Annotated in this window: 14 protein-coding genes; 2 read left to right on the plus strand and 12 right to left on the minus strand. The window is 72.4% G+C overall.

The features are described from left to right. Window positions 1–37: 37 nt before the first annotated feature. Window positions 38–1,462 (minus strand): MFS transporter, encoded by a 1,425-nt coding sequence (locus tag RBJ65_RS25755; protein ID WP_306323526.1) that lies wholly within the window; start codon window positions 1,460–1,462, stop codon window positions 38–40. A gap of 194 nt (window positions 1,463–1,656) precedes the next feature. Between RBJ65_RS25755 and RBJ65_RS25760 the strand changes: the two genes are divergently transcribed. After that, window positions 1,657–2,679, plus strand: a complete 1,023-nt coding sequence (locus tag RBJ65_RS25760) for an Lrp/AsnC family transcriptional regulator (RefSeq protein ID WP_306323527.1) — start codon at window positions 1,657–1,659, stop codon at window positions 2,677–2,679. A 235-nt stretch (window positions 2,680–2,914) separates the two neighbouring features. Here the strand turns inward: RBJ65_RS25760 and RBJ65_RS25765 are convergent, their stop codons facing one another. The 3 genes from RBJ65_RS25765 to RBJ65_RS25775 all read right to left on the minus strand — a co-directional run bounded on the left by RBJ65_RS25765 (window position 2,915) and on the right by RBJ65_RS25775 (window position 6,049). Then, window positions 2,915–4,261: a hypothetical protein gene (locus RBJ65_RS25765; protein ID WP_306323528.1), complete on the minus strand. Its 1,347-nt coding sequence runs from the start codon at window positions 4,259–4,261 to the stop codon at window positions 2,915–2,917. A gap of 17 nt (window positions 4,262–4,278) precedes the next feature. After that, entirely contained in the window at window positions 4,279–5,445 is a 1,167-nt protein-coding gene (locus tag RBJ65_RS25770) for a PP2C family protein-serine/threonine phosphatase (protein WP_306323529.1), read from the minus strand. Window positions 5,446–5,548: 103 nt separating this feature from the next. Beyond that, on the minus strand, window positions 5,549–6,049 hold the full coding sequence (locus tag RBJ65_RS25775) for a GNAT family N-acetyltransferase (RefSeq protein ID WP_306323530.1): 501 nt from the start codon (window positions 6,047–6,049) through the stop codon (window positions 5,549–5,551). Between the two features lie 32 nt (window positions 6,050–6,081). Here RBJ65_RS25775 and RBJ65_RS25780 point away from each other — a divergent pair, with 32 nt between their 5' ends. After that, entirely contained in the window at window positions 6,082–6,990 is a 909-nt protein-coding gene (locus RBJ65_RS25780; protein ID WP_306323531.1) for a TIGR01777 family oxidoreductase, read from the plus strand. 93 nt (window positions 6,991–7,083) lie between these two features. Here the strand turns inward: RBJ65_RS25780 and RBJ65_RS25785 are convergent, their stop codons facing one another. The 8 genes from RBJ65_RS25785 to RBJ65_RS25820 form a co-directional block, all read right to left on the minus strand. Next, window positions 7,084–7,599, minus strand: coding sequence for a DUF4240 domain-containing protein (locus RBJ65_RS25785; protein WP_306323542.1), 516 nt, complete (start codon window positions 7,597–7,599; stop codon window positions 7,084–7,086). Between the two features lie 112 nt (window positions 7,600–7,711). Further along, window positions 7,712–8,704, minus strand: coding sequence for a YafY family protein (locus RBJ65_RS25790; RefSeq protein WP_306323532.1), 993 nt, complete (start codon window positions 8,702–8,704; stop codon window positions 7,712–7,714). A gap of 50 nt (window positions 8,705–8,754) precedes the next feature. Further along, the gene (locus RBJ65_RS25795; protein WP_306323533.1) at window positions 8,755–9,519 is read right to left on the minus strand and encodes a VOC family protein; all 765 of its coding nucleotides are present in this window, start codon (window positions 9,517–9,519) and stop codon (window positions 8,755–8,757) included. A gap of 115 nt (window positions 9,520–9,634) precedes the next feature. Then, window positions 9,635–12,340, minus strand: coding sequence for a pyruvate dehydrogenase (acetyl-transferring), homodimeric type (gene aceE, locus RBJ65_RS25800; RefSeq protein WP_306323534.1), 2,706 nt, complete (start codon window positions 12,338–12,340; stop codon window positions 9,635–9,637). Window positions 12,341–12,576: 236 nt separating this feature from the next. Then, window positions 12,577–13,200, minus strand: a complete 624-nt coding sequence (locus RBJ65_RS25805; RefSeq protein WP_306323535.1) for a GntR family transcriptional regulator — start codon at window positions 13,198–13,200, stop codon at window positions 12,577–12,579. A gap of 238 nt (window positions 13,201–13,438) precedes the next feature. Further along, on the minus strand, window positions 13,439–15,175 hold the full coding sequence (gene sucB, locus RBJ65_RS25810) for a 2-oxoglutarate dehydrogenase, E2 component, dihydrolipoamide succinyltransferase (RefSeq protein WP_306332172.1): 1,737 nt from the start codon (window positions 15,173–15,175) through the stop codon (window positions 13,439–13,441). Between the two features lie 103 nt (window positions 15,176–15,278). Next, window positions 15,279–16,667: a dihydrolipoyl dehydrogenase gene (gene lpdA / locus RBJ65_RS25815; protein WP_306321369.1), complete on the minus strand. Its 1,389-nt coding sequence runs from the start codon at window positions 16,665–16,667 to the stop codon at window positions 15,279–15,281. Window positions 16,668–16,950: 283 nt separating this feature from the next. Further along, a complete protein-coding gene (locus RBJ65_RS25820; RefSeq protein WP_306321368.1) occupies window positions 16,951–18,501 on the minus strand; it encodes a leucyl aminopeptidase in 1,551 nt (516 codons plus the stop codon). Window positions 18,502–18,558 lie beyond the last annotated feature (57 nt).

An 18,558-nucleotide genomic window follows, 5' to 3' on the forward strand; every position in this document is an offset into this window, starting at 1 on the left:
GAAGTTGTGCGGGAGTTCTACGTAGACGGGGGTGGGCTCAGTCCGTCGTGCGGCGGCGCGCGAACAGGACGAGACCGGCGGCGCCCAGGCCCGACAGCGCGCACGCCAGCCACACGATCCGGTACGCCTCCGCCGAAGGCAGCGCGGAGTCCGCGAGCAGGATGTTGCTGAGGACGACGGCGAACAGGCCGCCGGCGACGCCGCCCGCGAGCGTGCGCAGCGTGTTGTAGACGCCCGCCGCGATCCCGGTCTGCCCGGCGGGGGAGCGCTCCGCGACGAGCGAGGGGAAGGCGCCCGACATCAGGCCGATGCCGCAGCCGGTGAGGGTGACCGTGACGAGGAACGCCGCCTCGCTGCCGTGGGCCACGCACAGCGCCCCGTACCCGAGCGCGAGGAGCGCGGCGCCGGTGGCGATGGTGCGGTGCAGGCCGATCCTGGCGGCGATCCTCGCGTGCAGAGCCGCGCCGATCACGGAGGCGACCTGGCTGGGCAGCAGGAGCAGCGCGATGCCGGTGGTGTCGAGGCCGAAGCCGTACCCCGCCTCCTGCGAACGGGCCGCCAGGAACGTCGAGTTGGGGGACTGCGAGCCGAACAGGGCGATCGCGAACAGCATCGCCGCGAGCTGCACAGGCCACATCGAACGGTGCCCGATCACCCGCAGATCGACGGCCGGGTGCGCGGTCCGCAGCTCCCACCAGCCCCACGCGAGCAGCACCACCAGCCCGGCGAGCAGACAGCCGAGCACCGTCGACGAGCCCCAGCCGAGCCGCGAGGTCTGCGAGAGCCCGTACTGGAGCAGGAGCAGTGCCACCGCGAGCCCCAGGAAGCCGAGCCCGTCGATCTTCCGCGCGGCGCGCGTCGACGTCTCCGGTATCAGGAACAGGGCGCAGCAGAACGCGAGTACGGCCAGCACCGTGAGGACGAGGAGTGCCGGGCGCACCCCGCCGAGCAGGTCCTCCGCCGGGCCCGCGATCAGCGAGCCGAGCGCGACGCCGCCGGTCAGACAGCCGACGAGCAGCCCGATGGCCCGGCGGCCCGCGTCGCCCTGCACCTTGTCGCGGGTGATGGCGATCTCCAGCGGAAGCCACGCCGACAGCGGACCCGTCAACACCCGCCCCAGGAGCAGCAGTTCGTACGACGGGGCGAACGCGACGAGCAGCGAGCCGAGCACCACGACGGCGAGCGCGATGCGCAGCATGCGCCGGTGCCCGTACATGTCGCCGAGCTTGGTGAGGATCGGCACGCACACCGCGGCGGCCAGCAGTTGGAGGCTGTTCACGAGGGCGATGTCGCCCGCCGACACCTGGTGCAGGCCCGCGATCGACGGCAGCAGCGGCGGCACGAAGCCCTGGAAGATGCCGCTGGTCAGCTCGACGAAGGCCATGAAGCCGACGACGGCGCCGATCCGGGCGGGAGCGGCGGCAGAGGGCTCGGCGGCGGCCTGCGCGGGGGGTGGGGGCACGGTCAAGGGAACGCTCCTGGAACACGCGGCGGGGGCGAACTACGGGGCGGTGCGGAACTGCGGGGCGGTGCGGAACTGCGGGGCGGTGCGGGGTCCGGCGGCGCGGGGGCGGCCGAATTGCGGACCACCGTGCGACAGCCCCCGGCAAGATCCACGGGACTGGCCGAAATCCGTCACCTGTTACGTTGCCGCCGATGGAATCCGTCACCGTCTCCGAGACCGACCTGCAACTGCTGCACGCGCTCCAGATCAACCCGCGCGTGCCGTGGAACGTGCTCGGTGACGTCCTCGGCATCAGCCCGTCCACCGCCGCCCGGCACTGGGGCCGGCTATCCGACGCGGGCCTCGCCTGGGTCAGCGCCTACCGGCCCGACTTCGCCGGACAGCTCGGCGACCCGGTGAACGCGCTGGTCACCGCCGTGTGCGCGCCCGGCCGACTGAACGAGATGGCAGCCGCGTTCGCCACCCACCCCGAGATCCTCTCCGTCGAGATCGTCTCCGGCGACGGGGACCTGCACCTCACGGTGATCGCGGCGGACCGGCACGCGTTCGCCGACTACATGCTCGGCCCGTTCGCCGCGGTCGACGGATTGCTGCAGTCCAGCACCTGCTGGGTGACCCGGATCTACAAGGAGGGCAGCAAGTGGCGGCTGCGCGCCCTGAGCCCGGCGCAGGCGCGCAGGCTGCGGGAAGCGGCGGGGGCCTCGGCAGGGGGCGCCGTACGAACTCCCCCTCCCGGCACGCCACTCGACCCGGCCGACCGGCGGATCGTCGCCGCCCTCGCCCCCGACGGGCGGGCCTCCTACGCGGCGCTCGCCGAGGCCGCCGCCGTCAGCGAGCCCACGGTGCGGCGCCGCCTGCGCCGGCTCCTCGACCACGGGCGGGTCGCGGTGCGCTGCGATCTCGCGTGGGAGGTGGCGGGCTGGCCGGTGACCACGGTGGTCGCGCTGCGCGTCCCGGCCGACCGGCTCCAGGAGACCGCCCGCGCCCTCGCCGCCCGCACCGACACCCGGCTCGTCGCCACCTGCGTGGGCGAGGCCGACCTCATCGTCTCCCTCTGGCTCCCGTCCCTCGCGGACGCCCACCCCTTCGCGGCGACACTCGCGGAGCGGTTCCCCGACGTACGCGTGGTGCGCTGGCTCACCGGCCTGCGCGCGATCAAGCGCATGGGCCAACTCCTGGACGAGCGGGGGCGGGCGCTGCGCCCCACCCCTTGACCGCTCGGGCGTTCCTCAATGGGTCGTCTCTCCCGCCTGGCCGGGCGTTCCTCGGCGGGTCGCCCTCTGGGCGTGCTGGGAGGTTTGCGGCGGGTCGCCCTCTGGGCTTGTCGCGCGGTTTGCGGTGGGTCGCGCCCTGGGGCGGTGGGTGGTTTTCGGCGGGCCTGTGGCGCGGCTGCAGTGGTCGGCCCCTGGGCCCGTCAGGCGGGACTCGGTGGGCCGGTCCCTGGCCGCGTCACGCGGGCTTCAGCGTGCCGCCGCCCTCCAGCGTGTACTTCTTTCCGCGCAGGTCGGGGCTGGACGCCTTGTCGTACTTCACCGTGTGGCCGTTGCCCACGATCACGTCGGAGACCTTCGCGCCGTCGGCCAGCGTGAGGCCCTTCAGGGTCGAGTCGCCGGACACCGACCACTCCGTCTTCGGGCCGAGCTTCAGCGCCGCCGCGCCCACGATCTTCCCGTCCAGCTTGCTGGAGCCCTTCAGGTCGAGATCGGCGGACGAGCCCTTCGCCACCGCCACGCTGCCCTTCAGCTTCTCGCCGTCCGCCGTGAACGTCGCCGTCCCCTTGTCCGTGACCCGCAGCAGCTTCCCGTCCTTCGTGCTCACCTCGGCCTTGCCGCCCAACTCGATGTCCGCGTCGGCCTGTTGGACCGCGAAGATGTCACCGTCGGAGGCCTGCACCGCGCCGCCGGTCATCGTGAACGAGGTGTCGCCGTCGCCGCGCAGCACCACACCGCCCGCCGCCGCGGCCGCCCGCACGTCCTCCAGGGACAGCGAACCCCCGGCCTCCACGGTGAACGCCTCCGAGTTCGCCAGGTCGAACAGCGTCTGGGACAAGGACACCTCGCCCGCCGTCTGCACGCCCGGCGAACCACAGCCCGCCGAGGTCATCGTGCCGCCCGACACCGTGACCTTCCCGCCGCCCGGCCCCACCGCCACCGGCGCCGCCTGCGCGCCCGCCGTGTCGACCTCCACGTACGTCAGGTCGAGCGCCCCGCCGTGCGAGGCCGTGACGCCACGCGCCGACGACCCCTTCGTCTTGATGCCGCCCGCGCTGAGCGTGGCCTTCGCGCCCTCGCCAGAGGCGAACACCCCGGTCGCGCCCTTGCCCTTGGTGGACATCCGGCCGCCGGACATGGTGAGCGTGCCGCCGTCGCGGGCGAGCGCGGCCGCGTTCAGGCCGTGCCCGTCGGAGGCCGTGACGGACGAGGTGCCCCCGTGCTTGATCACCTTTCCGTCGCGCGTCGTCAGCTTCCCCGAACCGGACACGAGCAGCGCCGACCTGTCGCCCGTCGTCGTCTTGAACTCCTTCTGCGCCTTCGCCTGCACCGTCTTGTCGTCGACCGTGTACGCCGACGTCGCGCGCGGCTTCGCGTCCGGGCCGTGGTCGTCGGCCGACGGGTCCGTCACACAGCGGGCGCCGCTCGCCGTCGCGGCGGGCGAGGCGGCCGGCGGCGGATTGGTCGCCCCGTCGTCGTCGGAACAGCCGGTCAGCGTGGACACGGCGAGCGGCAGCAGCAGTACGGAGGCGGTGACCGCGGCGCGGCGGTGTCCCTGGCGGCGCGGGAGTCCCGGGTTCTTCATGCGCCTACGTTCACACCTCACGCCTCACGAGGCACGCCCGGGGTCGGCGTGGCGCCATCGACGGTCCCCGACGCGGGCACCACCGGGGCGAAGACCAGCAGCGTCAGATCGTCCCTGACCGACCCGGCGAACCGGATCACGTCCCGCCACACCGCGTCCGTGAGCCCGGCCGGATCCTCGCCCGCGAACTGCGGAAGCCGTTCGGTGAGCGGATAGAACGCGCCGGCCTGGTCCCGCGCCTCCGTCACCCCGTCCGTCGGCGCGATCAGCCGGTCCCCGCGGCGCAGCTCGAACGTCAGCCGCTCGGGCGGCGCCAGCTCCGCGAGCCCCAGCCCGAGCGGCGCCCCCGACGGCACGTCGAGCTCCGTCACCCGCCCCTCGCGCAGCAGCAGCGGATGCGGGTGACCGCAGCTGATGACGTGCACGACGGGCGGCTCGCCGGGGCCGGGGTCGGGGAATTCGAGCAGCACCGCCGTCGCGAACAGCTCCGCGTGCTCGTCCTCCGCCGTGTCCACGACGAGCCGCCGGTCGAGCCGCGCCGCCACCCCCTCCAGGTCCGGCTGGTCGAGCACCGCCTCCCGGAACGCGCCGAGCAGCCCCGCCACCGTGCCCACCGCCGACAGGCCGTGCCCCTGTACGTCGCCGACCACCGCCCGTACGCCCGTCGGACCCTTCCGTACGTCGAAGAGGTCGCCGCCGACCAGGGCGCCGCGGTGCGCCGCCCGGTACAGGCCCGCGCAGCGCACGGCGCCCACCCGCTCCGGCAGCGGCGGCAGCACCGCGAACTGGGCGGCCTCCGCGACCGTACGCACCGTCACCAGCTGCTCGTCCCTGCGGCTGCGCACCCACGCGATGACGACGCTGAGGACGGCGACGAACGCCACGGTCAGCACGTCGCCGCTGCCGGGCCGCCCGAAGCCGATCCGCGGCAGGTTCAGGAGCAGCACGACGCAGCCGCCGAACAGCGCCGTGACCGCGGGACCGTATGTCAGGGCGGCCAGCGGCGGGATCGCGCCGAGCAGGAACGCCAGCTCGAAACGGTGGCGGGTGACGACCTGCAGCGCGTAAAGCCCCACGAGCAGCACGACCGGAAGCCAGCGCACCCAGCGCGGCGGCGGCGCGCCCCGCAGCCAGGCGCGCCGCGCCTCGTCCTTGCGGCGCGCCACGGGCCAGGGCCTGGTCATGCGGCTACGGCTCCTTCCGCGGCGGAACGGGCGAGGTGTCAATTCACCCTGCTACGAGTCGTCGGGCGTCGCACGCCGTGACCGCGGCGCCACCGGCCGGGGGCTACAGGGGGCGGCCCATCAGCACGTCGTCGACGTACGACCCGTCCAACAGGAACTCCTCCGGCAGCACGCCCTCGACGACGAAGCCCTCCGCCTCGTACAGCTTCCGCGCCGGGGTGTTGTGCCCGAGCACGCGCAGCGTGATCCGCCGCGCGCCCTGCCGCCGTGCCAGCTCGACGGCGCCCCGCACCAAAGCCCGGCCGACGCCGCGCCCGCGGGCCGCGTCCGCGACGACGAGGCCCAGGATCTGGCGGACGTGCGCGTTCGATTCGAGGGGCGTCGGGAATCCGAGCCGTACGTAGCCCACGGCGCGGCCGTCGGACTCGGCGACGAGGTGGTCGCGCGGGCCGAAGCGCTCGTTGAAGAACGGCGCGGGTTCCGGGTCGAGCGGCCGCACCGCATGCAGATACGACCAGGTGTCCCGGTCGAGACGGTCGAGCGCCGCCGCGTCGTCGGCGACGGCGAAACGTATGTGGACCTCGGTGTCCTCGGGGGCTGACATGCGGCCGACTGTACGACGGGCAGGATGGGCCCATGACACGTTTCGCGGTGGCGGGCGCCTCCGGACTCATCGGCTCGGCGCTCGTGCGTTCCCTGACCGACGACGGGCACGAAGTGGTGCGCCTGGTGCGGCGCGCGCCGCGGGCGGCGGACGAGGTGCGGTGGGCACCGAAGGACGGACAGGTCGACCTCGCCGGGCTCGCCGGGTGCGAGGCGATCGTGAACCTGGCCGGGGCCGGGGTCGGCGACCACCGGTGGACGGCCGCGTACAAGCGGGAGATCCGGGACAGCCGGGTCCTCGGTACGCAGGCGCTCGCGCGGGCGGCGGCGGCCCTCGACACCCCGCCGCGGGTCTTCCTCAACGGGAGCGCGGTCGGCTACTACGGCGACACGGGCAGCCGGAGCGTCGACGAGTCCGCCCCCGCGGGCGACGGCTTCCTGCCCTCCGTCTGCGTCGAGTGGGAGGCCGCGGCGGCCCCAGCCCACCAGGCCGGCATCCGCACGGTCTTCGCCCGCACCGGGCTCGTCGTCGCCCGTGGCGGAGGCGCCTGGGGCAAGCTCTTCCCGCTGTTCAAGGCGGGGCTCGGCGGGCGCCTGGGGGACGGGCGGCAGTACTGGTCGTACATCGCGCTCGCCGACCATGTCGCGGCGCTGCGCCACCTTCTCGACACGGACGGGCTGGCCGGTCCTGTGAACCTGACGGCGCCGCAGCCGGCGACGAACCGGGAGGTGACGGCGGCGATGGGGCGGGTGCTGCGGCGGCCCACGCCGTTCCCCGTGCCGTCCTTCGCGCTGCGGGTCGCCCTCGGCGAGATGGCGGGGGACGTTCTGGGGTCGACCCGTGCGGTGCCTACGCGGCTGCTGGAGTCCGGCTTCGAGTTCGCCCACCCGGGGGTGGACCAGGCGATCCGCGCGGCACAAGCAAGCCCCTCCGGCGTTTGAGGAGCGGGGGCCGGGGCGGAGCCCCGGGTCTTTCCAGCCCCTCCGGCGTTTGAGGAGCGGGGGCCGGGGCGGAGCCCCGAGGCGTGGGGACGGCTAGCCGAAACGGGACGTCAAGCGGGGATACGTCCGCGCCATCACCCCGTCGTCCTCGAAGTCCAGGGGCGTGCCCACCGGTTCCGCCGGGGCCGCCGCGATGCCGAGGTCGGGGGCGACCGCCCCGGTCAGCTGCTCGTACGCCTCGTCCGCGGCGTAGCCGATCTCCTCGCCGTCGCCGTCGACCTCGTCGTCGAACTCGTCGAGGAGCTCCGCCAGGGAGTCCGGGTCGTGCAGGGCCCCCTCGAAGACCTCCCGGCCCTGGCCGATCAGCCAGCACCGGAAGTAGTCGAACGCGTCGTCGCTCGCCCCACCGAGCAGCACCCACGCCGCCCCCCAAAGATCCCACCGGTACGCCCGGTTGTAGCGGGACTCGAAGTGCCGCGCGAAGTCGAGCACGAAGTCGGGATCGAACCGCAGCAGCCGCTCGACGAGCAACTCGGCGTGGTCCTCGGGGTCGCCGCCCGAGGCCTCACGCGTGCTGTCCACGATCTCCCAGAACTCCGTCTCGTCCATCACGGGACCAGCATCGGCCCTGGAGAGATGGGCCGCACGCCGAGCGCACGACGTCTTCCACTTCGTTACGCATGCACATGCCGACGGCACCCCGCGCCCGGCAGCCTCCCCCTCACCCGTACCACCCCCGCATCCGCCGCGCGGCCTGCGCGAACCGCTCCCGCAGCGCCACCGGAGCCACCACCTCCGCCTCCGGTCCGAGCGCCATGAGCTGCGTGTACGCGACGTCCTCCGACTCGACCGGCAGCGTCACCGTCAGCCGCCCGTCGGCGCCCGCGTCCCCCGCCGACTCCAGCGCCTCCCGGGCGGACGCCGCGTCGGTGGCGTACGGCAGTTGACGTATTCCGGCGGGCGTGAGCCGCACGACGACCTCCGCCCGCAGCAGTGCCCGCGCGAACTGCGCCGCCCGTTCCTCCCAGAACGCGGGCAGGTCGAACGCCTCCTCCCCTTCGGCCCGCTCGAACCGTTCCTCGCCCGGTGTCACCACCGTGAACCGGTCGACCCGGTACACCCGGAAGGCGTCCGCCTCGCGCACCGCCGCCGCCAGGTACCAGACGCCCGCCTTGAGCACCAGGCCGTACGGCTCCAACTCCCGCTCCACGTCCTCCTCTTGACCCAGCGACGTGCGCCGGTACCCGACCCGCAGCACCCGGTCCTCCCACACCGCCTCCGCGATCGCGGGCAGCAGCTCCGGGGGCTGCGGCTCCTTGAACCAGCCCGGCGCGTCGAGGTGGAAGCGCTGCGCCGCCGACTGTGGTGCGTCGCGCAGCGACGGCAGCAGCGCCGCCGACACCTTCAGGTGCGCCGCCGACGCCGCGTCCTCAAGTCCCATCTCGCGCAGCGCCCCCGGCACCCCCGACAGGAACAGCGACTCCGCCTCGCCGCGCGCGAGCCCGGTGAGCCGCGTCCGGTACCCGCCGATCAGCCGGTACCCACCGGCCCGCCCCCGGTCCGCGTACACCGGAACCCCCGCCTCCGACAGGGCCTGCGCGTCCCGCGTCACCGTCCGCTCGGACACCTCCAGCTCGCGCGCCAGCTCGGCCGCGGTCATGGACGGCCGGGACTGGAGCAACAGCACCATCTTGATCAGGCGGGCAGCACGCATACCGACATCATGAACCGCCCCACTGACAACCGACCCGAACCGGCCGCCCCTCAGGCCGCGAAGCGCATCACCGAGAACGCCGCGCCCTGCGGGTCCGCCAGCATCGCGAACCGGCCGGGAGCGATCGACGTGGGCGCCACCAGGACGTGCCCCGACAGCTCAGCGCAGCGCTCCGCCACCGCGTCCGGATCGTCCACGGCGACGTACAGGTTCCAGTGCGAGGGCACCTCGGGCGGGAAGTCGCCGGCCGACATGTCGACCATGCCGCCGAAGGGCTCGTCCGCGACCGACCACTGCGTGTAGGAGTCGTCCCGGCGCGCGCCCCAGCCGAGCACCGACTGGTAGAAGTCCACCGCGCCCGCACCGTCCCGCGTGACGAGTTCGAACCAGCAGAAGCTGCTCGGCACGTTCACCACCTCGAACCCGGCGTGCTCCTGCGGCTCCCACAGGCCGAACACGGCGCCCGCCGGGTCCTGGCAGACCGCCAGCCTGCCCTCTTCCTCGACGCCGATCGGACCCGAGACGACCCGGCCGTTGTTGCCGCTCACGCGCGCGGTGACCGCGTCGATGCCGCTGGACTGGAAGTACGGCAGCCAGGCGGCGGGCTGTCCTGGGCGCAGCACCGGTCCCACCCCCGCCACCTTCGGCCCGTCCGGGCTGTCCAGTGCGAACCTGCCGTGCCCGCCCACCGTGGGGTCCTCGGTCGACCGGGTGCGCCAGCCGAACAGGGCCTCGTAGAAGTACCGGGCCGCCTCCGGCTCTGTGGTCGACAGATCCGCCCAGCACGGCGCCGAGGGAGTCTTGGAGATCTTCATGGAGATACGCCTCCCACAACGCGAACGGGGCCCCGGAGCGGACGCGTCCATTCACGCACGCGTGCCCCGCCCCGGCAATCGGGACGGGGCACGCAAAGCCCGTGAACTCGGGGTACTACAGGCCGTAGCGCTCGCGCGCCTCCTTCACGGCCGTCGCCTTGACCTCGCCGCGGCGGGCGAGCTGGGCGAGGGCCGCGACGACGATCGACTCGGCGTCGACGCCGAAGTGGCGGCGGGCGTCCTCGCGGGTGTCCGAGAGGCCGAAGCCGTCGGCGCCCAGCGAGGTGTAGTCCTGCTCGACCCACTGCGCGATCTGGTCCGGGACCTGGCGCATGTAGTCGGACACGGCGAGCACCGGGCCCTCCGCACCGGCCAGGACCTGGCGGACGAACGGCACGCGCTCCTCGCCGTTCAGGAGCGCCTCGTCGGCCTCCAGGGCGTCGCGGCGCAGCTCCGTCCAGGACGTCGCGGACCACACGTCGGCGGCCACGCCCCAGTCCTCGGCGAGCAGCTGCTGCGCCTTGAGCGTCCAGTGGATCGCCGTACCGGAGGCGATGAGGTTGGTGCGCGGGGCGTTCGCCGCCGCCACGTCCACCCCGGCCGTCTCCGCCGTGTTGAAGCGGTACAGGCCCTTGATGATCTGCTCGTCGAGGCCGTCCACCGCCGGCTTGGCGGGCTGCGGCATCGGCTCGTTGTAGACCGTCAGGTAGTAGAAGACGTCCTGGTCCTCGCCCGGCTTGGCCTCGCCGTACATGCGGCGCAGGCCTTCCTTCATGATCGTGGCGATCTCGTAGGCGAAGGCCGGGTCGTACGTCAGGGCCGCCGGGTTGGTGGCCGCGATCATCGGCGAGTGGCCGTCCGCGTGCTGCAGACCCTCACCGGTCAGCGTCGTGCGACCTGCGGTGGCGCCGATGACGAAGCCGCGGCCCATCTGGTCGCCGAGCTGCCAGAACTGGTCGCCGGTGCGCTGCCAGCCGAACATCGAGTAGAAGATGTACAGCGGGATCATCTGCTCGCCGTGCGTCGCGTACGACGTGGCGGCGGCGATGAAGTCCGCGAGCGAACCGGCCTCGTTGATGCCCTCGTTGAGGATCTGGCCGGACTCGGACTCCTTGTAGTACATGAGCTGGTCGCGGTCGACCGGGTCGTACGTCTGGCCCTTGGGCGAGTACAGACCGAGCGACGGGAACAGCGACTCCATGCCGAAGGTGCGCGCCTCGTCGGGGATGATCGGCACCCAGCGCTTGCCGGACGTCTTGTCCCGTACGAGGTCCTTCAGGAGCCGTACGAGCGCCATCGTCGAGGCGACGGACTGCGAGCCGGAGCCCTTGTCGAAGGACGCGAACGCCTTGTCGGCGGGCGCGGGCAGCGGCGCGAGCGGCTGCGTACGGCGGGCCGGGGCCGGGCCGCCCAGGGCGGCGCGACGCTCCTGGAGGTAGCGCAGCTCGGGGGAGTCCTCGGCGGGGCGGGCGTACGGGACGACGCCGTCCTCGAAGTGGCTGTCCGGGATCGGGAGTTCAAGGAGGTCACGCATGTCCTTGAACTCGTCGATCGTCAGCTTCTTCATCTGGTGGTTGGCGTTCTTGGACTCGAAGCCCTTGCCGAGCGTGAAGCCCTTCACCGTCTGCGTCAGGATGACGGTCGGCTTGCCCTTGGTCTCGACGGCCGCCTTGTACGCCGCGTACACCTTGCGGGGCTCGTGGCCGCCGCGCGAGACGTGGAACAGCTCGGAGATCTTGTCGTCGGACAGCACCTTGGCCATCTCGGCGAGCGCCGGGTCGGCGCCGAAGAAGTTCTCGCGGATGTAGGCGACCTCGCGGGTCTGGTACGTCTGGAACTGGGCGTCCGGGACCTCGCGCAGACGGCGAAGCAGGGCGCCGGTGGTGTCGAGCTGGAACAGCTCGTCCCAGGCGTTGCCCCACATGGACTTGATGACGTTCCAGCCGGAGCCGCGGAACTGGGCCTCCAGCTCCTGCACCACGCGGAAGTTCGGGCGGACCGGGCCGTCCAGGCGCTGCAGGTTGCAGTTGATGACGAAGGTCAGGTTGTCCAGACCCTCGCGGGCGGCGAGCGTGAGCGCCGAGGTCGACTCGGGCTCGTCCATCTCGCCGTCGCCGAGGAACGCCCACACGTGCGAGTTCGACGTGTCCTTGATGCCGCGCGCCGACAGGTAGCGGTTGAACCGCGCCTGGTAGATCGCGGACAGCGGGCCGAGGCCCATGGACACCGTCGGGAACTCCCACAGCCAGGGCAGGCGACGCGGGTGCGGGTACGACGGCAGGCCGTTGCCGCCCGCCTCGCGGCGGAAGTTGTCGAGCTGCTGCTCGGAGAGGCGGCCGTCGAGGAAGGCGCGGGCGTAGATGCCCGGCGAGGCGTGGCCCTGGATGTAGAGCTGGTCGCCCGAGCCGTCGCCCTCCTTGCCGCGGAAGAAGTGGTTGAAGCCGGTCTCGTACAGCCAGGCCGCGGAGGCGAAGGTGGCGATGTGGCCGCCGACGCCGTGCTTGCTGCCGCGGGTCACCATCGCCGCCGCGTTCCAGCGGTTGTACGCGGTGATCTTGGCTTCCATCTCCTCGTCGCCCGGGAACTCCGGCTCGGCGGCGGTCGGGATGGAGTTGACGTAGTCCGTCTCAAGAAGCTTCGGCAGCGCCAGGCCGCCCGCTTCGGCGCCTTCCAGGGTGCGCCGCATGAGGTACGCGGCGCGGTGCGGCCCGGCCGCCTGGGTAACGGCGTCCAGGGAGGCCCGCCATTCGGCGGTCTCCTCGGGGTCGCGGTCCGGGAGCTGGTCGAGCTCGCTCGGCTGGATGCGCATGGGGTCGGTCATAGTCGCCGCACGCCTTCCTGAGTCGAAAGGGGTTGGGTGGGGGTGCCCGTTGTCTTTGGCAGGACAGGGCGAGGTCCCGGTGAGGACCCGTCGGCGACTGTAACTCCCTGATCGATGATCGATCAAAGGATTCAGTGGCAAAACCTCTTCAGATCAAGAAAGTCGGCACAGGGTGTCGCGGTTCTTCGTCGGTCAGGGCACGCAGTGCCCTGACCAGGGATGCAGGCAGTGACGCCTCATGCGCGCGGCGCACATCCCAATACGTGGGCCTTGACCAGGGCGGCGATCTCCGGGTCGCGCCGCCGGAACGCGGCGACGAGATCCGCGTGCTCCTCCGCGTACGACTGCTGTACGGTGCCCAGCCACCGGATGGACAGCGCGGTGAAGACCTCGATGCCGAGCCCCTCCCACGTGTGCAGCAGCACCGAATTGTCCGCGGCCCGCACCAGCGCCCGGTGGAAGGCCACCGTGTGCCGCACCTGCGCCGTCCCGTCCGCCTCCTGGTCCGCCCGGTAGAGCGCCTCTACGTGGGGCTCAAGGGCCGAGCAGTCGTCGGCGAGGTGGTCGGCCGCCAGCTCGGCGGCGATGGCCTCCAGACCGGCTCGTACCGGGTACGACTCCTCCAGGTCCGCGGCGCTCAGATTGCGTACGCGCACGCCCTTGTTCGGCGCCGACTCGATCAGCCGCAGCGACTCCAGCTCCCGCAGCGCCTCCCGAACCGGCGTCTGGGAGACCTCCAGCTCGGTCGCGATCCGCCGCTCCACGATCCGCTCGCCCGGCTTCCAGCGGCCGCTGACGATCCCCTCGACGATGTGCTCGCGGATCTGATCGCGAAGCGAGTGGACGACGGGCGCGGTCATGGGGGCTCCTTGGCAGGGTGGACCCGGTGGGTCGGCGGGGACCCTTAGACAATACGGCCGCCGCCCTGGCCAGACGGTGTGCGGTCGCGCATGGAGCGGGTGATGCCGGTTACAGAGGGCGGTCGCGGCGGGCGGTCACAGAGGGGGTGCCCGCGCACGGGCACGGCAAAGCGCCCCCGCCCGGACTTCTCCGGACGGGGGCGCTTCGCGTGGTTCCCGCTGTTCCTGCTCTTTCCGCTTACAGACCCAGCTCGGCGGTGAACTCGCCGGCCTCGAGGATCTGCTTGACCGTCGTCAGGTAGCGGGCGGCGTCCGCGCCGTCCACCAGACGGTGGTCGTAGGAGAGCGTCACGTACGTCATGTCACGGATGGCGATCGTGTCACCGAGCTCCGGGTCGGAGACGACGACCGGGCGCTTGACCGTGGCGCCGATGCCCAGGATGGCGACCTGGTTCGGCGGGACGATGACGGTGTCGAAGAGCGCGCCACGCGATCCCGTGTTGGAGATCGTGAAGGTCGCGCCGGACAGGTCGTCCGGGGCGATCTTGTTCGTGCGGACCTTGTCGGCCAGCTCGGCGGTCTTCTTCGCGATGCCCGCGATGTTGAGGTCACCCGCACCCTTGATGACCGGGGTCATCAGGCCCTTCTCCGAGTCGACGGCGATGCCGACGTTCTCGGAGTCGAAGTACGTGATGGTGCCCTCGTCGTAGTTCAGGCGCGCGTTGATGACCGGGTGGGCCTTCAGCGCCTGGACGGCGGCCTTGACGAAGAACGGCATCGGGGAGAGCTTGACGCCCTCACGCGCGGCGAAGCCGTTCTTGGCCTTGTTGCGCAGCTTCATCAGCTTGGTGATGTCGACCTCGATGACCGAGGACAGCTGAGCCTGCTCCTGCAGCGCCTTGTGCATGTTGTCCGCGATGGCCTTGCGGATGCGCGGCAGCTTGACCGTCTGGCCACGCAGCGGCGAGGCCTCGATCGACGGGGCCTTCGGCGCGGCGGCGGCCGGGGCGGCAGCCGGAGCCTGGGCCTTGGCGGCCTCGGCGGCGGCGATGACGTCCTGCTTGCGGATACGACCGCCGACGCCCGTGCCCTTGACGGTGGACAGCGCGACGCCGTGCTCGGCGGCGAGCTTGCGCACCAGCGGGGTCACGTACGCGCCCTCGTCGGCCGGGGTGACCGGCGCGGCGGGAGCGGCCGGGGCCTGCGGGGCGGCCGGAGCCGGGGCGGCCGGCGCGGGGGCCGGGGCAGCCGGGGCGGCGGGCGCGGCCGGGGCAGCCGGAGCCGCGGGGGCGGCCGGGGCCGGGGTGGGCTCGGGAGCCGGGGCGGCCGGAGCCGGAGCGGCGGGCGCGGCCGGGGCGGCGCCGGCGGCACCGATGACGGCGAGCTTGGCGCCGACCTCGGCGGTCTCGTCCTCGCCCACGGTGATCTCGAGGAGAACACCGGCGACCGGCGACGGGATCTCGGTGTCGACCTTGTCGGTGGAGACCTCGAGCAGCGGCTCGTCCTCGCCGACCTCCTCACCGACCTCCTTGAGCCAGCGGGTGACGGTGCCCTCGGTGACGGACTCGCCGAGCGCGGGCAGTACGACGTCCGTGCCGGAGGCGGCGCCACCGGACGGGGCGGCGGCGGGGGCCGGGGCAGGCTCGGCGGCGGGGGCCGGGGCCTCCTGCGCCGGGGCCGGCTCGGCGGCCGGGGCCTCGGCGGCGGCCGGGGCGGGCGCGGCGGCCGGGGCGCCGGAGCCGTCGTCGATGACGGCCAGCTCGGCGCCGACCTCGACCGTCTCGTCCTCGGCGACCTTGATGGAGGCGAGCACGCCGGCGGCGGGGGAGGGGATCTCGGTGTCGACCTTGTCGGTCGAGACCTCGAGCAGCGGCTCGTCGACCTCGACGCGCTCGCCCTCGGCCTTCAGCCAGCGGGTGACAGTGCCCTCGGTGACGCTCTCGCCGAGCGCCGGAAGGGATACGGAAACCGCCATGGTTTCTGTTGCTCCTTAACGATGTGCAATGCGCGGCAACGCAGTGCGGAAGTCTGTGGTCGGTGGGTCGTCGCGCCCAAGTGCGACGGACGGGGCGGGACCGCTAGTCGTGCGAGTGCAGCGGCTTGCCCGCGAGGGCCAGGTGGGCCTCGCCCATCGCCTCGTTCTGCGTCGGGTGGGCGTGGATGAGCTGGGCGACCTCGGCCGGCAGCGCTTCCCAGTTGTAGATCAGCTGGGCCTCGCCGACCTGCTCGCCCATGCGGTCGCCGACCATGTGGACGCCGACCACGGCACCGTCCTTGACCTGCACGAGCTTGATCTCGCCCGCGGTCTTCAGGATCTTGGACTTGCCGTTGCCCGCCAGGTTGTACTTCAGAGCGACGACCTTGTCCGCGCCGTAGATCTCCTTGGCCTTGGCCTCGGTGATACCGACGGAGGCGACCTCCGGGTGGCAGTAGGTCACGCGCGGCACGCCGTCGTAGTCGACCGGAACCGGGTTCAGGCCGGCCAGGCGCTCCGCAACCAGGATGCCCTCCGCGAAGCCGACGTGCGCGAGCTGCAGCGTGGGGGCCAGGTCACCGACGGCCGAGATGGTCGGCACGTTGGTCTGCATGTACTCGTCGACGAGCACGAAGCCGCGGTCCATGGCGACGCCCTGCTCCTCGTAGCCGAGGCCCTGGGAGACCGGGCCGCGGCCGATGGCGACCAGGAGGACCTCGGCCTCGAAGGTCTTGCCGTCGGCGAGGGTCACGCGGACGCCGTCCTGCGTGTACTCGGCCTTCTCGAAGAAGGTGCCGAGGTTGAACTTGATGCCGCGCTTGCGGAACGCGCGCTCAAGAAGCTTGGAGCTGTTCTCGTCCTCGACCGGGACGAGGTGCTTGAGGCCCTCGATGACCGTGACGTCGGTGCCGAAGGACTTCCAGGCCGAGGCGAACTCGACGCCGATGACGCCGCCGCCCAGGACGATCGCGGACTGCGGGACGCGGTCCAGCTTCAGCGCGTGGTCCGAGGAGATGATGCGGTTGCCGTCGATCTCCAGGCCCGGCAGCGACTTCGGCACGGAGCCGGACGCGAGGAGGATGTGACGGCCCTGGACGCGCTGGCCGTTGACATCGACGGACGTCGGGGAGGACAGCTTGCCCTCGCCCTCGAAGACGGTCACCTTGCGCGAGGCCATGAGGCCCTGCAGGCCCTTGTACAGGCCGGAGATCACGTCGTCCTTGTACTTGTGGACGGCGTCCATGTCGATGCCCTCGAAGGAGGCCTTGACACCGAACTGCTCGCTCTCGCGCGCCTGGTCGGCGACCTCGCCCGCGTGCAGCAGGGCCTTCGTGGGGATGCAGCCGTTGTGCAGGCAGGTGCCGCCGAGCTTGCTCTTCTCGATCAGGGCGACGTCCAGGCCCAGCTGCGCTCCGCGCAGGGCCGCGGCGTAACCGCCACTGCCACCGCCGAGGATCACTAGGTCGAAAACGGTGCTGGCGTCGTTCGCCACGTCACGTCCTCCATGCATGTGCGCCGTACGCCGGTCTTCGCCGACCGGGCGGCGGGGTGTTCGGCCGCTCGTTCTTCGGCCCTGGGTGAGGGCCCTGTCCTGCCGTACCCCATCCTCGCACTTGTCGGGGACAGTCGGGACGTCGGGCTGGGGGGTGAGACGGCTGTTACACCGGAAACAGCTGTGGCGAGCGGGGACAAACCTGCGGATTTCGTCGAAAGCGAACAGCCCCCGGTGCCGGGCACCGGGGGCTGAGCAGTGACTTTGGCGAGTCGGCCGAGGGTCAGCCGAGGTCGCCCGCCGCCGTGCGCTCCGCGAGGCGGACCAGCGTGCGGACCGCGGAACCCGTGCCGCCCTTGGGCGTGTAGCCGAACGGGGCGGACTCGTTGAACGCCGGGCCCGCGATGTCGAGGTGGGCCCACGTGATGCCCTCGCCGACGAACTCCTTCAGGAACAGACCGGCGACCAGACCGCCGCCCATCCGCTCGCCCATGTTCGCGATGTCGGCCGTGGGCGAGTCCATGGCCTTGCGCAGGTGCGACGGGAGCGGCATCGGCCAGGCCGGCTCGCCGGCCTCCTCGGCGGACTCGTGGATCGAGCCGCGGAAGGCGTCGTCGTTGGCCATGATGCCGAAGGTGCGGGAGCCGAGCGCCAGCATCATCGCGCCGGTCAGCGTCGCGACGTCGACGATCGCGTCCGGCTTCTCCTCGGAGGCCTTGGCGATGGCGTCGGCGAGGACGAGGCGGCCCTCGGCGTCGGTGTTCAGCACCTCGACCGTCTTGCCCGAGTACATGCGCAGCACGTCGCCGGGGCGGGTGGCCGAGCCCGACGGCATGTTCTCGGCGAGCGCCAGCCAGCCGGTGACGTTCACTTCGAGGCCGAGGCGGGCGGCGGAGACGACCGCGGCGAACACGGCGGCGGCGCCGGCCATGTCGCACTTCATCGTCTCGTTGTGCCCGGCGGGCTTCAGCGAGATGCCGCCCGAGTCGTAGGTGATGCCCTTGCCGACGAAGGCGAGGTGCTTCGTGTTCTTGTTCGCCTTGGGGGCCTTGTACGAGAGCTTCACCAGGCGCGGTCCTGAGGCGGAACCGGCGCCGACGCCGAGGATGCCGCCGTAGCCGCCCTTCTCCAGGGCCTTCTCGTCGAGCACCTGCACCTTGATGCCGTGCTCCTTGGCCGCGGCCTGGGCGACGGCGGCGAAGGACTCCGGGTTGAGGTCGTTCGGCGGGGTGTTGATCAGGTCGCGGGCGCGGTTCAGCTCCTCGGCCACCGCGAGGGCGCGCTCGATCGCCGCCTTGTACGCCTTGTCGCGGGGCTTGCCGCCGAGGATCGCGACCTCGGCGAGCGGCGCCTTGCCGTTCTTCGGGGTCCCCTTCTCGTCGGCGACCTCCTTGTACGTCGTGAAGGCGTACGCGCCGAGCAGCGCGCCCTCCGCGATGGCGCCGACGTCCTCGGCGTCGTCGACGGGCAGCGCGAACGCGGCCTTCTTCGAACCGGCCAGGGCGCGGGCCGCGGCGCCGGCGGCGCGGCGGAGCGTTTCGCCCTCGTAGGCGCCGTCCTTCTGGGGCTCGCCGCCGAGGCCGACCGCCAGCACGAGGGGCGCCTTGAAGCCGGACGGCGCGGGGAGCTTGGTCACCTCGCCCTCGCCGCCGCTGGCGCCGAGGGTCTCCAGGACGGAACCGAGCTTTCCGTCGTACGCCTTGTCCACGGCTTCCGCGCCGTGCGCGACGACCACGGTCCCCTTGTCGGAGGAGCCGCCCTTCACGACGCCGACGACGATGGCGTCGGCGCGGAGGCCGCTCGCCGCGGCGGTGCTGAGAGTCAGAGCAGTCACGGTGGTGAGGTCCCTCTTTCATCGGTGGGGCCGGCTTCTTTGCCGGGGCCGGGGGTA

It is taken from the genome of Streptomyces sp. KL109B, from assembly GCF_030766935.1.
Lineage (GTDB): Bacteria > Actinomycetota > Actinomycetes > Streptomycetales > Streptomycetaceae > Streptomyces.

What these genes read in the sequence shown, in the direction of transcription:
- RBJ65_RS25760 (WP_306323527.1), top strand. Translation starts at nt 1,657, where the DNA reads ATGGAATCCGTCACCGTCTCCGAGACCGACCTGCAACTGCTGCACGCG.
- RBJ65_RS25765 (WP_306323528.1), bottom strand. Translation starts at nt 4,261, where the DNA reads ATGAAGAACCCGGGACTCCCGCGCCGCCAGGGACACCGCCGCGCCGCG.
- RBJ65_RS25770 (WP_306323529.1), bottom strand. Translation starts at nt 5,445, where the DNA reads ATGACCAGGCCCTGGCCCGTGGCGCGCCGCAAGGACGAGGCGCGGCGC.
- RBJ65_RS25775 (WP_306323530.1), bottom strand. Translation starts at nt 6,049, where the DNA reads ATGTCAGCCCCCGAGGACACCGAGGTCCACATACGTTTCGCCGTCGCC.
- RBJ65_RS25780 (WP_306323531.1), top strand. Translation starts at nt 6,082, where the DNA reads ATGACACGTTTCGCGGTGGCGGGCGCCTCCGGACTCATCGGCTCGGCG.
- RBJ65_RS25785 (WP_306323542.1), bottom strand. Translation starts at nt 7,599, where the DNA reads ATGGACGAGACGGAGTTCTGGGAGATCGTGGACAGCACGCGTGAGGCC.
- RBJ65_RS25790 (WP_306323532.1), bottom strand. Translation starts at nt 8,704, where the DNA reads ATGCGTGCTGCCCGCCTGATCAAGATGGTGCTGTTGCTCCAGTCCCGG.
- RBJ65_RS25795 (WP_306323533.1), bottom strand. Translation starts at nt 9,519, where the DNA reads ATGAAGATCTCCAAGACTCCCTCGGCGCCGTGCTGGGCGGATCTGTCG.
- aceE (WP_306323534.1), bottom strand. Translation starts at nt 12,340, where the DNA reads ATGACCGACCCCATGCGCATCCAGCCGAGCGAGCTCGACCAGCTCCCG.
- RBJ65_RS25805 (WP_306323535.1), bottom strand. Translation starts at nt 13,200, where the DNA reads ATGACCGCGCCCGTCGTCCACTCGCTTCGCGATCAGATCCGCGAGCAC.
- sucB (WP_306332172.1), bottom strand. Translation starts at nt 15,175, where the DNA reads ATGGCGGTTTCCGTATCCCTTCCGGCGCTCGGCGAGAGCGTCACCGAG.